10 protein-coding genes are annotated in these 13792 nt (G+C 44.4%); 6 read left to right on the top strand and 4 right to left on the bottom strand.

Annotated elements, in window-relative coordinates:
- Positions 1-151 precede the first annotated feature (151 nt).
- Positions 152-1351 (top strand): ornithine--oxo-acid transaminase, encoded by a 1200-nt coding sequence (locus ACSQ8O_RS11555; RefSeq protein WP_436241685.1) that lies wholly within the window; start codon positions 152-154, stop codon positions 1349-1351.
- Positions 1352-1845: 494 nt separating this feature from the next.
- On the opposite strand, the gene ACSQ8O_RS11550 is transcribed toward ACSQ8O_RS11555, so the two are convergent.
- From ACSQ8O_RS11550 to ACSQ8O_RS11540, 3 genes are all read right to left on the bottom strand, one after another.
- Entirely contained in the window at positions 1846-2448 is a 603-nt protein-coding gene (locus ACSQ8O_RS11550) for a carbohydrate-binding family 9-like protein (protein WP_436241684.1), read from the bottom strand.
- Between the two features lie 30 nt (positions 2449-2478).
- A complete protein-coding gene (locus ACSQ8O_RS11545; protein ID WP_436241683.1) occupies positions 2479-2922 on the bottom strand; it encodes a DUF2663 family protein in 444 nt (147 codons plus the stop codon).
- A 145-nt stretch (positions 2923-3067) separates the two neighbouring features.
- The gene (locus tag ACSQ8O_RS11540) at positions 3068-3301 is read right to left on the bottom strand and encodes a cold-inducible protein YdjO-related protein (RefSeq protein WP_056616791.1); all 234 of its coding nucleotides are present in this window, start codon (positions 3299-3301) and stop codon (positions 3068-3070) included.
- A gap of 157 nt (positions 3302-3458) precedes the next feature.
- On the opposite strand from ACSQ8O_RS11540, the gene ACSQ8O_RS11535 reads away from it, so the two are divergent.
- The 5 genes from ACSQ8O_RS11535 to ACSQ8O_RS11515 all read left to right on the top strand — a co-directional run bounded on the left by ACSQ8O_RS11535 (position 3459) and on the right by ACSQ8O_RS11515 (position 11148).
- Positions 3459-4724, top strand: coding sequence for an MFS transporter (locus ACSQ8O_RS11535; RefSeq protein WP_436241682.1), 1266 nt, complete (start codon positions 3459-3461; stop codon positions 4722-4724).
- A 128-nt stretch (positions 4725-4852) separates the two neighbouring features.
- A complete protein-coding gene (locus ACSQ8O_RS11530) occupies positions 4853-7222 on the top strand; it encodes a helix-turn-helix domain-containing protein (protein WP_436241681.1) in 2370 nt (789 codons plus the stop codon).
- 364 nt (positions 7223-7586) lie between these two features.
- Positions 7587-9251, top strand: a complete 1665-nt coding sequence (locus ACSQ8O_RS11525; RefSeq protein ID WP_056616799.1) for an extracellular solute-binding protein — start codon at positions 7587-7589, stop codon at positions 9249-9251.
- Positions 9252-9323: 72 nt separating this feature from the next.
- Positions 9324-10256 (top strand): ABC transporter permease, encoded by a 933-nt coding sequence (locus ACSQ8O_RS11520; RefSeq protein WP_235550483.1) that lies wholly within the window; start codon positions 9324-9326, stop codon positions 10254-10256.
- 16 nt (positions 10257-10272) lie between these two features.
- On the top strand, positions 10273-11148 hold the full coding sequence (locus ACSQ8O_RS11515) for a carbohydrate ABC transporter permease (RefSeq protein ID WP_056616807.1): 876 nt from the start codon (positions 10273-10275) through the stop codon (positions 11146-11148).
- A gap of 500 nt (positions 11149-11648) precedes the next feature.
- Here the strand turns inward: ACSQ8O_RS11515 and ACSQ8O_RS11510 are convergent, their stop codons facing one another.
- The gene (locus tag ACSQ8O_RS11510; protein ID WP_436241680.1) at positions 11649-13412 is read right to left on the bottom strand and encodes a glycoside hydrolase family 2 protein; all 1764 of its coding nucleotides are present in this window, start codon (positions 13410-13412) and stop codon (positions 11649-11651) included.
- Positions 13413-13792: the final 380 nt, after the last annotated feature.

The following is a 13792-nucleotide window of genomic DNA, read 5'->3' as shown; positions in this document are numbered from 1 at the left end:
ATTTTTAGCTTAAAAGTGAGGGATATGCACCGGAAAGCTAAGATTGCAAATCCTCGCCTATTTTTCAATTATATACTCAGGAAGTCATCGTACGCTAATAATAGAATACAATGAAGTACAACCTTGATTTATGTTACGGGGAGGAAAACTTATGCCTACACAAAGTTCGAAGATTATTGAGCAAACTGAGAAATATGGTGCACGTAATTACAACCCCCTGCCGCTGGTGATTTCAAAAGCCGAAGGTGTTTGGGTTGAAAACCCCGAAGGCCAGCGATTTATGGATATGCTGAGCGCCTATTCAGCTCTGAATCAGGGGCATCGTCACCCACATATAATAAATGCATTAGTTGAACAAGCAGGCAAAGTTACTTTGACTTCTAGAGCCTTCCATAGCGAGATCCTTGGACAGTTCTATGAGAAATTGGCGCGATATACGGGTAAACCCATGATTTTACCTATGAATACGGGGGCAGAAGTAGTTGAAACAGCTGTCAAAGCTGTCCGACGTTGGGGCTATGATGTGAAAAGAATTCCGGAGAATCAGGCGGAGATTATTGTCTGTGAGGGTAATTTCCACGGTCGTACGGTGACCGTCACCTCCTTCTCCTCATCTCCCGAATACAAACGGGGTTTCGGGCCATTCACGCCGGGATTCCGGATGATTCCATACGGCGATGTCGATGCATTGCGGGAGGCGATTGGGCCGAACACCGCCGGGTTTATTGTCGAGCCCATTCAGGGCGAAGCTGGCATTGTAATCCCGCAGGAAGGGTTTCTGCGGGAAAGCTATGAGCTCTGCAAGGCGAATCAGGTATTGTTCGTCGCGGACGAAATCCAGACGGGATTCGGCCGCACAGGCCGCCGCTTTGCCAGCGACTGGGAAGGCGTCACGCCGAACCTGTATGTGCTGGGCAAAGCACTTGGCGGCGGTGTATTTCCGATCTCGGCCGTAGCCGGAGATCGGGAGGTCCTTGAGGTGTTCGAGCCGGGCTCGCACGGCTCGACGTTCGGCGGCAACCCGCTCGGCTGCGCCGTCGGGATTGCTGCACTTGAGGTGTTGGAGCAGGAACAGCTCGCAGAGCGTTCCGATTCGCTTGGGGCCTATTTCCTGAAGCGGCTTCAGGAAATCGAGAATCCGCTCATTCAGGAGATTCGCGGCCGCGGCTTATTCATCGGGATCGATTTGACGGTCCCGGCCCGGCCATTCTGCGAAGCATTGAAGGATAAAGGCCTGCTGTGCAAGGAAACACACGAGCATATCATTCGCTTAGCGCCTCCCCTTGTGATCACGAAGGATGAGCTGGATTGGGCTTGGCAGCAGCTACACGAAGTGTTGCGAGTGGAGTGAGTCGCAGCGGTGCCGGATAGTCAATATTTTTGACTATCTCGGCTACTTTTTGGCGCTGGCGGGCTGAGTTAGTCGGTTTTTCCGACTATCTCGGCTACTTTTTGGCGCTGGTGGGCTGAGTTAGTCGGTTTTTCCGACTATCTCGGCTCTTTTTTGTGCTAGCAGGCTGAGTTAGTCGGTTTTTCCGACTATCTCGGCTACTTTTTGGCGCTGGCGGGCTGAGTTAGTCGCTTTTTCCGACTATCTCGGCTACTTTTTGGCGCTGGTGGGCCGAGTTAGTCGCTTTTTCCGACTATCTCGGCTACTTTTTGGCGCTGGTGGGCCGAGATAGTCGGTTTTTCCGACTATCTCGGCTCTTTTCGGCGCTGGCAGGCTGAATTAGTCGATTTAATCGACTATCTCGGCTACTTACCACGCCCTCGGGAGCTCGCATTCTCTGCTGCTCCTATTCAAAAAAACTCCCGCTCCCCATAAAGAGGAGCAGGAGTCTTTCTTCATTCAAACACAAGTTCCCCAAATTGCTGAGGAACATGGAAGTTGACGATCCCTGTAGGCGACCAGGCTGAATAATGCCGAACGCCATCGCGATCATCATCGATACGGAATACATTCCAATGCCAAACCACTCCGGAATGAGGCACCCTTGCCTTATCTAAATCCACGAATGGGATCCGCACATCATAGACGAGCCATCCGTCATCGTTACTTGGTGTGACTTCGGCTTGGAATCCCTTCGCAATCCACGAGGTATCCACATCCTTGTTCCCATCCAGCTTATTATGTATCAACGCATCGAATAAGACGCCCCGCGGGCTTACTTCAAACTCGTAGTAGGTCGTGCCGCCGCCGAATGGGTCGAGGAACACTTCTACCACGTCCTCCTCATAGAGAGGATCGTCACGCCGTGTCATCGTCGTCACCACATGGTCATCCTCACATTCGTATCGAATGTACAGACTCTCCGCAGTCCAGCATGCTCGAAAACGAGTTTCCAGTCTCGGTGCATCCGCCGACACGACATCACGTAAGTAACCAACTTGTACATCTTCCCATTTTACACGACTAACTTCATCTATATATCGACAAGTGTATCTCATCAGAATCCCTAGCTCCCCCACTCTTTCAAATCAATTCTTATAGACTATATTAATATCATGTTCCTTGGAAAGGAAGCTCGAAATTTGGTCTCTTGCTTCTGATTTCACATCTTTCAACCAGGAAGCCTCCAAACGTTCAATCGCTTCGATACGTAAATCTTCATATTTACTCTTCGCCTTCTCTGTTTCGCGCGACCGATTAGAGGCATACAGAAACAGCGTAATACATGCGAGCAACAAGCCGCATAACAATTTATTCGAAATGAGCAAATCTAATACCATGATCGCGTTACCACCCGAACGGACGATGACTTGTCGATATAACATATAAATGACGATGAGTAAAATAGCTCCTGTCGCGATCGATAGAATGGGTTGCATTTTTTTCATATTGTCCCATTTCATCTTTCTTTCTTGCAACTCTTTCAGCATGACTTCTGTATCATCACTCACATTTATCGTAGGCCCAATCACAGCATCTCCCCCTCGTTACCATGCTATGCTTGTCTATTGCTATTCTTTCCATAAAAAAAAGACCAAGAGCATCACTCTTCACGCCTCGCTGAAGATGCTCTTGATCTTGACCTATTATTTAGTAGAAAATTTTTAATAATTCCGATTAGAACCGTTTCTTTCCTACAAGAAACTTTTTATTTCCTTTTTTAGCTGCTACCGGTACATGCTTGTAGCTGCGTACCATCTGTGTTTTACAAAGCGGGCAAGTTGGTAAAGCTTCCGTTACGAATTCTTTGCGAACCCAAGCTTTACATTCTGTTGCTTTACATTTCCAAATCTCAATCTGTTCAACTTCTGGTTTCTGTTCTTCCGTTACAATACTCGTTGTTGTAGACATTTCAATTATGTGCTCCCTGCTTCGTAGATTAGACTACTTATTATTATACAGATCGCATCGAATATCAAGTCTTTCCCGTGTTCAAAAGTATTTACCAGTGGTAGAATAGACAAAGCGATTGCAATTTAGACACAAAATACAAAGGCAGGAATATCGCATGACCAATCTACTACGTGAATGGAAGCTTCAACTCGAAGGCTATAGCCGAAATATTAAGCTATTTTTCTGGTTCAATTTTGTTTGGAACTTGGGCATTAGCATGTTTGGGCTTGTGTACAACCTCTATGTAAGAAGCTTGGGCTATGAGCAAACGATGGTAGGCAGCATCGTAGGGATGACAGCTTTGGCCGCGGCCATCATCCTCATACCGGCGGGCATCATGAACGATCGCTTCGGCCCTAAGCGCGTCATTTCTTTCGGTCTCATTTTTACAATTGCCACACTGACCGCACGATCACTCATCCAACTTCATGAAGGCATGCTGATTTCCGCTTTCTTAGGAGGCATGGCTTTAGCCGTCGTCTCCGCGACAATTCTACCTTTCATGGCCAATAACTCAACGCCTCAGCAGCGGGTTCATCTCTTCTCCCTCAATATGGCTTTGGTTATGCTCGCCAATGTCATTGGCATTGCATTCGGTGGCGTGCTTTGTGATTTCTTCCAATTCATAATTGGTGTAGATGAAATACATAGCTTACGGTATACCTTGCTCATTGGCGTCGCCATCGCAGCACTGGGTGTCATTCCGATGTCTCTTTTTGAAAAAAGTGATCTCGAGAAGGAAGAAGATACACCGCACCGCGAATCTTTGAGCTGGAAAGCCACTTGGCGTGAGCATAAAACGTCTATCCAAGTCATCGCGATATTCTGTTTGCTCGGATTACTCTCCTCACTTGGCGGCGGAATGATTGTTCCCTATCTCAATGTGTATTTTGAAGATCGCTTTGAGGCATCGAAATCCGCGATTGGTATCATCGTTGCTTTAGGACAAGCTGCTACTGGCGTAGCCTTCTTAATTGGGCCTATGATAGCCAAGCGTTTTGGTGAAGTGAAATCAGTCGTCTATCTGCAGTTGAGTTCGATTCCTTTTCTGCTCATCACCGCTTTTTCAGCTAACCTTTATTTATCGTCCGGTGGCTATCTATTCCGCCAAGCACTAATGAATGCGGCCAATCCTTTTTATAATTCGATCAAAATGAGCTATGTCCATCGTTCGCTTCGCGGACTAGCCTCAAGCTCTGGCGAAGCGGTATTCAACCTCGGTTGGTTTATCGCATCACCGATTAGTACAGGCCTCGTCTTCCGATACGGCAGTTATTTCGGATATGCCTACGCCTTTTGTATCACAGCCGTTGTATACTCCGTTATTTCATTTTTATTTTATTTTTTCTTTGGCAAGCAGCGTTTTAAAACGCTAGAATAAAGCCACCGAAAAAAGCTCCTTTCCTCGTTGACGTAGACGAAGGAAAGGAAATACAATAGAATGAGAGCGCATTCATACCTACTTCTCAGTGCTCATATGACAAGTAGAATGCCAAGGGGGCCTTACCTATGCGGAAAAAGCTCATTTTTAATGGACAAAGTATCGTCTTAACCTGGTTAATTTCCTATATTGTCATCCTCCTGCTTCCTGTCGTGATAGGTCTTTTACTATATGTAGAGTCCAACCGTACGTTAAAGGAAGAAATTCAACAAGCGAATGACTCCTTGCTCAAGCAAGTCCGTGAAGTCATGGACAACCAGTTCAAAGCGATGGAACAGCTCAATTTTGAGATCACATGGAATGTGAACGTACAAGAGCTGCTCTATTCGAATAAATATGAAACCTATCCGAAAGATCTCCCTTATGATACCTATCAGATTGCAAAGAGCTTCTCTATGTACAAAACCTCTTATCCCTTAATCGACTCTTTTTATGTGTACTTGAACAAGAATCAGTCTGTCATACTCCCAACGACCGTTCGTTCGAAAGATTTTGCTTACGAGACGCTGCATAAAAGCAATGATTTCCCCTTCACTTCCTGGCAATCGATTATGACTCGCAGCAATTTCAAAGGATTCATCCCGATGTACCGGATTGGCGACGATAATAGTCTTCGGAAAACAGTTGCGTATATTAGCACGTATCCCTTTGAACATGACCAACCGCTCGCAACGAATGTCATCATGATCGATCAATCCCGCATTCTTGGAGCTATTCAGAACATGGAAATCTTCAATAAAGGCCATGTCCTTATTTTGAATGAACAAAATCAAGTTCTAGCGTCCAGCTCGGAAGGCACGATGCCCGTGGATTTCCCCTATGCGAACCTGGATCAGGCAACGAATTTCTATTTTAAAAGTAACGATGGCGAGAAATATGAAGTTTTTAATATTCAATCGCCGCGTTCCAAGCTCAAATACGTCTCAATCATGCCTAGCACGACCTATTGGCAGAAGGCCTCACATATCCGTAATCTGACCTATCTAAGCATGTTGATTAGCTTGCTAGGCGGAGGTATATTGACGTTCTTCTTCCTTCGAAGAAATTACAACCCTGTTCGGCGTTTGGTACACGCTTTCTCGAAGAAGCAGTCCCTAGAATCCAACAAAACCTACAATGAATTTCATTTCATTCAGGAAGCCGTGGATAGTACGTTAATTGAGATGGCTGATTTCAAAAGCAAAGTCGAACAACACCGGCATATCGTGCGGTCTCATTTCGTAGAAAAGCTGTTGAAAGGTAAACTTGACGGTAAAATACCTATTGCCGAAGCCTTAACAACTTTTGATATGAAGCTAGATCGGAAAGAATTTGCGGTCATGCTCTTCGTCACTGATAAAAGTGAAGCGTTCTTCGAACGCATTACAAACACGCCTGACGAGGAGAAGTGGAAGCTGCTTCAATTTATCGTAAGTAATGTGGTTGAAGAACTAGTCTCACAGCGACACCGCGGCTATGTCGCAGAAATTGATGATACACTTGCGTGCTTAGTGAACCTGTCCATGGAGGATGGCCACAGCGCCAAAGAGGAGTTACTGCGAATAGCAGATGAAGCGCAAACGTTCCTTGCTTCCACCTATGATATCCATCTAACTATTGCAATAAGTAACGTGAATGAGCACATTTCAAGTGTTCCGCAAGCTTTCTTGGAAGCCTTGGATGCGATGACTTACAAACTTGTCATGGGTGGACACGAAATTCTCGCCTACAATGATCTCAAACCTCATACACACTGTGATAATCCTTCAGGTTATTATTATCCAATGGGCGTGGAGCAACAATTCCTCAATGCATTGAAGTTCGGAGAACTGTCAGATGCTCGCCAAATTCTTCGTGAGGTCATGGAGAAAAATTATGAAGGCTCAGGTATTTCTGTCTCTTTAACCAAATGTTTAATGATGGGTTTAGTGACTACGATAATGAAAAGTCTTAACGACACTGGCGGGATGCAGGAAAGCTTCTTCATTCGCAATCCGAAGCAGCTGGATCGCCTATTGAACGCAAAAACCGTCCAAGATATGGAGCTCCAGCTAGATGACATGCTTACACAAGTCTGTGCGTATACGGCTGCTAAGCGGCAACATGCGAATTCAATAACGAAGCAGAAAGCACTTCAACAGCTCGTGGAGCAAGTGAATACCTATATTGAACACAATTACACGGATGTAAACTTGAATGTAACGATGATTGGCAGTCATTTTGATCGTAAAGCCACGTATTTATCCAAACTCTTCAAGGATTATGTGGGAGAAGGTTTACTCGATCGGATCAATAAAGTGCGGATTGAGAAATCTAAGCAGCTGCTAAAAGGGAAAGAACAATCCGTTGGCGATGCTGCATATGGGGTCGGGTTTAATGATATTAACGCTTTTATTCGTGTATTTAAGAAGGTCGAAGGCATTACGCCAGGTAAATATAAGGAAATGCTTGAGAAGTGACGGAAGGAAATAACTAGGTGATAGTTTGAGATAGGAGCGGGAAACCGCTCTTATTTTCTTGAAATAAGCGCTTTTCACCCCCGAAATTGGCTTTTTTCGTGAAGGAATTGGATATTTTGTAGATTCTTTCGATATTTATCAAGACGATATTGGATATATTCGAGATTTCAATCATGTAAGCGTTATCATATAGTTGAGGTATAGCACAGGCAACAACATTCCAAGACTTCCGAAGCCTGTTTTTCTGGTCAATTTCTCAGTACAGCTTAGCTTAGATTAGCTCATCTGCCAGCCAATTTGGCGAAACACCAGTCACGCTTTCGTTGCCAGTACATGTGGCGAAAAACTTTGAGGAGGTCAACACATGAAAAGAAACAGTAAAAAAATGTTCACCATGTTGGTAACCACATCTTTAATGGGAAGTTTAGTTGTTGCCTGTTCATCCAACTCTTCCACGACAAGTTCGCCTAGTCCAGCAGCATCAGCAGATGCGACAAAAGCATCAACAGCACCAGCAGCTGGCGCAGCCGTTACGTATCCGCTCAAAACAGACAAAACTTTAACCTACTGGGGAGAAGTTACTGGAAACTTAACAGGTGTCAAAGGGACACATGCAGATACACCATTTTTTCAAAATTGGCAAAAAGTCACCGGCGTTACTATGAAGTTTACTGCACCGCCGACCAACCAAGCGGATCAAGCCATCAACGTCATGTTAGCAACTGGTGATTTACCGGATATGATTGAATATGATTTTCAAGGTAAATTCCCAGGCGGACCTGAAAAAGCGATCAAAGACGGATATATTCTCAAATTGAATGATACCATTGATAAATTTGCACCGAACCTGAAGAAATATCTCAAAGAACATCCAGAAATTGATAAGCAAGTTAAAACAGACAACGGCAGTTACTATGTATTCCCGTTCATCCGCGGCGACGATTTGCTGCGCGTTTTCCAAGGACCTATCGTACGTAAGGACTGGTTGGATGAGTTAGGACTTCCTGTTCCTCAAACGATTGACGAGTGGTATACCACTCTCAAAGCCTTCAAAGAGAAAAAAGGTGCTACAGCTTCATTCTCTGTCGTTAGTGTTCCTAGACCATTCAACGAATTGGCTAACGGTGCATTCGCAAGTGCTTTCGGTGTCACACGTGATTTCTACATGGATGATAAAGGCGCGATCAAGTTCGGTCCTGCCGAGAAAGGTTACAAAGACTTCCTTGCGACTTTCCACAAATGGTATGCGGAAGGATTGATTGATAAGAACTTTGCAACAGCAGACAGCAAATCCCTAGATGCGAACATCGCGTCAGGAGCTACTGGTGTAACTGTAGGGAATGCAGGTGGCGGTATTGGTAAATGGCAGCCGCTTATTTCAGCTAAAGATCCTAAAGGTGTGCTGATCGCAGCTCCATATCCCGTTCTCAAAAAAGGTGACATCGCGATGTACAGTCAAAAGGACCCTGCGAATGCACCCGGTGGATCTGTAGCGATTACAGCTACTTCCAAGAACATTGAAACTACCGCTAAGCTGCTTGATTATGGTTATTCGACCGAAGGCGCTCTATTCTTCAACTTCGGAACTCCTGGCGTTTCCTATAATATGGAAAATAACTATCCGAAATACACAGATTTGCTTATGAAAAATCCGGATAAATTAGCTCCAGCACAAGCAATGTCCATGTATATCCGCGGTAACTACAATGGTCCTTTCATTCAGGATAAACGCTATATCGAACAATATCTGGCCTTGCAAACACAACGAGACGCTTTAACCACGTGGTCCAAAACCGATGTAGATAAGCACAAATTGCCGCCAATTACAGCAACTCCAGAAGAAAGTACAGAGCTTGCTAAAATCATGACAGATCTGAACACCATCGTTGATGAAATGACTCTGAAAATCATCTTGGGAACAGAGCCGGTTGAAAGCTTTGACAAGTATATGGAGAAATTCAATTCCGTGAAATTGAACCGTGCAATCGAAATCAAGAAAGCATCTTTAGATCGTTATAACAAACGTTAGAATCTAACATGGGGATGGGGAGCACAAGCTCCTCCTCTCCATGGATTCATTTTCCTCGGCGAAAGGAGAGATATGATGCGTAAAACAGCGGAGGCTAGCTTTTCTGTACGCTTTAAACGCGATTTTCTATTGAATAAATACCTATATCTGATGATGGTTCCCGTACTGGCTTACTACTTTATCTTCCACTATGCGCCGATGTATGGAGCCATCATTGCGTTCAAAGAGTATACCCCGATCAAAGGGATACTCGGTAGCCCCTGGATCGGATTCCAAAACTTCCATGACTTCTTTACCAGTTATTATTTCTGGCGCATCCTCAAAAATACGGTGTTGATTTCACTCTATACGTTATGTTTTGAATTTCCTGCCCCGATTATTTTAGCTATTCTCATTAATGAGCTGGCGAATAAAAGATTCCAACGTTTTGTGCAAACGGTTACTTACATGCCTTACTTTATCTCGCTAGTCGTCATTGCCGGGATGATTAAAGATTTTACGAATAACGGCGGTGTAGTGAATACGTTACTTACTTATTTTGGCGCGAATGATACAGCGATGCTGCAGAAGCCTGAGCTGTTTCGAACCATATATGTGTTATCTGAAATTTGGCAAAAAATTGGCTGGGAATCCATCATTTATTTAGCAGCACTCATGGGCATCGATCAGGAGCAATATGAAGCTGCCAAAATGGATGGAGCTACGCGAATCAAATCCATTTGGCACATTACCCTGCCGGGTATTCTACCTACGATTTCAATTATGTTCATTCTTCGAATGGGGAACTTGCTCAACGTAGGCTTCGAGAAAATTATCTTACTTTACAACCCTAGTACTTACGATACGGCTGACGTTATCTCTTCCTTCGTTTATCGCAAAGGTTTGCTCGAATTTGGTTGGAGCTATAGTGCGGCGGTTGGTTTATTCAATTCCGTAATCAATTTAGCTTTACTCATTACGGCCAACAAAATTAGTAAACGAGTTAGTGAAAATAGCTTATGGTAGTGAAGGAGGGACTTAGATGAAAACCAGCTATTCAGACCGCGTGTTTTACACCGTGAACCATGTTCTATTGATTTTATTAGTGATTGTTACACTCTATCCGCTCATCTATGTTACTTTCGCTTCCATCAGCGACGGTGCGCAGCTTATCACCCATAAAGGCTTGCTCTATCGCCCACTGGGCTTCAGCCTGGAAGCTTACCACAATGTATTTAAAAATCCATCGATATTACAAGGCTACCGGAACACCTTATTTATTCTTGTCTTTGGTGTTACGACCAACCTCATAGTCACGGCATTAGGGGCCTATGTGCTCTCTCGTAAAAATGTCATGTGGAACAAAGTGTTTATTTTCATCGTAATTCTCACGATGTTTTTCAGTGGTGGACTTGTTCCGATGTACCTTGTCGTGAAAGGCGTCGGACTAATCGACTCCTTATGGGCTACCATTTTACCATTCGCCGTCAACACGTTTAACTTAATTATTATGCGTACTGCCTTTATGGCCGTTCCCGAGAGTTTGGAAGAGTCAGCCAAAATGGACGGTGCTAACCATTTCGTTATCCTATTTAAAATCATTATCCCGCTTTCCATGCCAGTTATCGCGGTTATGATCTTGTATTATGCCGTTGAGAAATGGAATGGATGGTTCTGGGCTTCGATCTTCCTAAAAGATCGCGAGCTGTACCCGCTTCAACTCACCCTTCGGGAAATATTAATAGCCAATAACACGGATATGATGTCTTCTGGCGCCAATGCTGCCGATCAACACCAGATTGGGGAAACGATCAAGTATGCCACCATCATGGTTGCCTCTGTCCCCATTCTAATCCTCTATCCGTTCGTTCAAAAGTATTTCGTGAAAGGCGTCATGATTGGCGCTGTCAAAGGGTAACTATCATAAACGTCGTCCGCTCCGCCTGGAGGGACGGCGTTTTTTTGTGCTTAGGCACAGGTTTCAATATTTCAACATAGCTAGGCAGACGCAGAGTCTGTGTGGGAATCTGGACATACATTATATGGCAGATCACTTTTATACTTGGTAAGGACCACAAGCATTTGAACTTCTACGGTATTGATCGTGCCCAGCTACCGGGTGTTGATATAGTATGCGATATCGATAAGGGCATTCCATTGCCCGACAATTCCGTGGAATTTGTCATATTTAGTCGCAGTCTTCCCTATGTGACTGATTTGTTGCTGTCATGTCTGAACTTTATCGGATTTGTACGCACAAAGCCATTGTGTGCATTCTCTCACCTTACGCTCATCATTCGAATTGAACATTCGGAGGAGTAGCCGAGAAGATCGCGTTTAAGTCGATTTTTTTCGACTTACGCGAGCGCGCCTTCTTAACAAACAAAGCCGAGGCTGCAATAGCCTCGGCTTGTTTTGTTAATTACGATCATTAATCGCTTTGATGATTTCCACAGGAATCTTCGGCTTGCGATCATAGGTAAGCAACCCATTGATTTCCTGCTCGACATCCGTCAATTGCGTATAACAGTAGCCTTGCACAACGCCTGAGTTCAGGAGTGGACGAATGACGGCGCGCAGCTTTTGCTCGTAGTCTTCGTCGTTATCTGCACCTGAGTAGCCCCAGCCTTCCCATTCACTCTTCTTGTAGGCAATTCCGCCAAATTCGGTGACAAGGATCGGCTGATTTTGATAAGGGAACCCTTCTACAAACAAACGTCGATTCGCCGGCATCGCATGAACGGCCTTTTCCTTGGAGCTGTAACGCTCGCTCAAGACCTCTTCCCTCCACTCATAATCATGAATGGCGAATAAGTCGGTCGTCACCAGCTCCCATCCATCATTTGAGATAACAGGTCGCATAGGATCCAGCGATTTGCTCAAATGATACATCGTCAAAGCATGCTGCTGCTGCAGTTTATCAATTTGAATGTTCGGGACACCCCAGCTTTCATTGAGCGGTACCCAAGCAATAATGGACGGGTGATTATAATCACGCTCCATCGAGGCAATCCATTCTTTGGTAAATTGACCTACATATTTATCCGAATACTCATAGGCATTTGCTGCTTCACTCCAGACTACAAGTCCAAGCACGTCGCACCAGTACAGGAATCTTGGATCCTCAAGCTTCTGATGCTTCCGAGCCCCATTGAAGCCCATCGCCTTCGTAAGCTCAACATCTTGTTTAATGGCATCGTCGCTCGGAGGCGTCAAATTCCCATCAGGAAAGTAACCTTGATCCAGTACCATTTTCAGAAAATAAGGACGATTATTCAGACACAACTTGCCATCCTCGATCGAAACTTTGCGCATACCGAAGTAACTTCCTACAACATCCTCAACCTCATTATCGACCAGCAACGTGAACGTAACATCGTATAAGTTCGGTTTCTCTGGTGTCCACCATCCGCCAAGCCCATGATCATTAAAATCATTCAAACGTATCTTCCGTGCTCCAGTCCCGCTCCTAATCCCATATACATCTTCTGAAACTAGCTCGCCTTTAAAAGATATTGCAACCTTCAACTGGTATTTGGACGTCGACTGAGCGTCGATTCCTTCGATTTCATATTTGATTTCGATTTGTTTCGCATCGATATCCGGCGTCATCTTCACCTTATCTAAGTAGGCGTTCTCAGAAACAGCCTCCATCCAAACCGTTTGCCATATCCCTGTAGTTCTCGTATAAAAAATACTTGCGGAATCTGCTTTCCAGTACTGCTTTCCTCTAGGTAGTGTTACGTCTTTGCTAAAATCCACTGCCTTCACTACGAGCATATTCGTCCCCGCTTGAAGCGCTTCCGTAATATCTGCATGGAATGGCGTATGACCACCTTCGTGAGTTGCTACAAGAATGCCATTCACCCAAACCGATGCTAGGTAATCCACGGCACCAAAATGCAGCAGAATTCGTTTACCGGCAAAAGATTGTGGAATCTCGAGCTCGCGGCGGTACCACACGACATCGTGGAATTCATTACTGCCAATACCGCTTAATTGACTTTGAAAAGCAAAAGGAACTTGAATCGTCTGCGAGAACGCTTTCTCACCTTTATGCCATTTTTCTTTCGTTCCTATGGAAGCATCGTCGAACTCGAACTGCCACTCTCCGTTCAAGTTGATCCAGCTATCTCGTACAAATTGCGGTCTAGGATATTCAGCTCTCGGTTGGTTGCTCATTGTAAAGGAAAACCTCCAATAGATAATTTATAAGTTAATTAAATAATGTAATAATTCCTAAATTCATTATGCAATCGCCCGAATACAAAGTCAATACATGTTATTCAATTAACTTATAGGTTACCCTTATGTCACCCAAACACCTCCCACTCCCACTAGTTGCTCTTTCCTCTCTCTCCTACTCCCAGACACGAATAACTGGAAAAACTACATTTATTTCAGCGTTTCCCCTTCGATATTCACAATTAACTGGAAAATATACATCTAATTTCCTTCATTTCTCAAATTACAATAGAAAAGAGTAAAATTAGCTACACAAAATCCATCTATTCCTTCAAAAGTGTGAAATTCGTTGTATTTAACTGGATATTTTCCAGTTA

The organism is Paenibacillus sp. LjRoot56 (assembly GCF_964253335.1).
Taxonomy (GTDB): domain Bacteria; phylum Bacillota; class Bacilli; order Paenibacillales; family NBRC-103111; genus Paenibacillus_E; species Paenibacillus_E allorhizoplanae.
This window is presented reverse-complemented; position numbering and strand designations above follow the sequence as displayed.

Excerpts from the sequence above, each read along its gene's own strand:
- ACSQ8O_RS11555 (WP_436241685.1), top strand. The coding sequence starts at position 152 with ATGCCTACACAAAGTTCGAAGATTATTGAGCAAACTGAGAAATATGGT.
- ACSQ8O_RS11510 (WP_436241680.1), bottom strand. The coding sequence starts at position 13,412 with ATGAGCAACCAACCGAGAGCTGAATATCCTAGACCGCAATTTGTACGA.
- ACSQ8O_RS11525 (WP_056616799.1), top strand. The coding sequence starts at position 7,587 with ATGAAAAGAAACAGTAAAAAAATGTTCACCATGTTGGTAACCACATCT.
- ACSQ8O_RS11535 (WP_436241682.1), top strand. The coding sequence starts at position 3,459 with ATGACCAATCTACTACGTGAATGGAAGCTTCAACTCGAAGGCTATAGC.
- ACSQ8O_RS11515 (WP_056616807.1), top strand. The coding sequence starts at position 10,273 with ATGAAAACCAGCTATTCAGACCGCGTGTTTTACACCGTGAACCATGTT.
- ACSQ8O_RS11530 (WP_436241681.1), top strand. The coding sequence starts at position 4,853 with ATGCGGAAAAAGCTCATTTTTAATGGACAAAGTATCGTCTTAACCTGG.
- ACSQ8O_RS11550 (WP_436241684.1), bottom strand. The coding sequence starts at position 2,448 with ATGAGATACACTTGTCGATATATAGATGAAGTTAGTCGTGTAAAATGG.
- ACSQ8O_RS11540 (WP_056616791.1), bottom strand. The coding sequence starts at position 3,301 with ATGTCTACAACAACGAGTATTGTAACGGAAGAACAGAAACCAGAAGTT.
- ACSQ8O_RS11520 (WP_235550483.1), top strand. The coding sequence starts at position 9,324 with ATGATGCGTAAAACAGCGGAGGCTAGCTTTTCTGTACGCTTTAAACGC.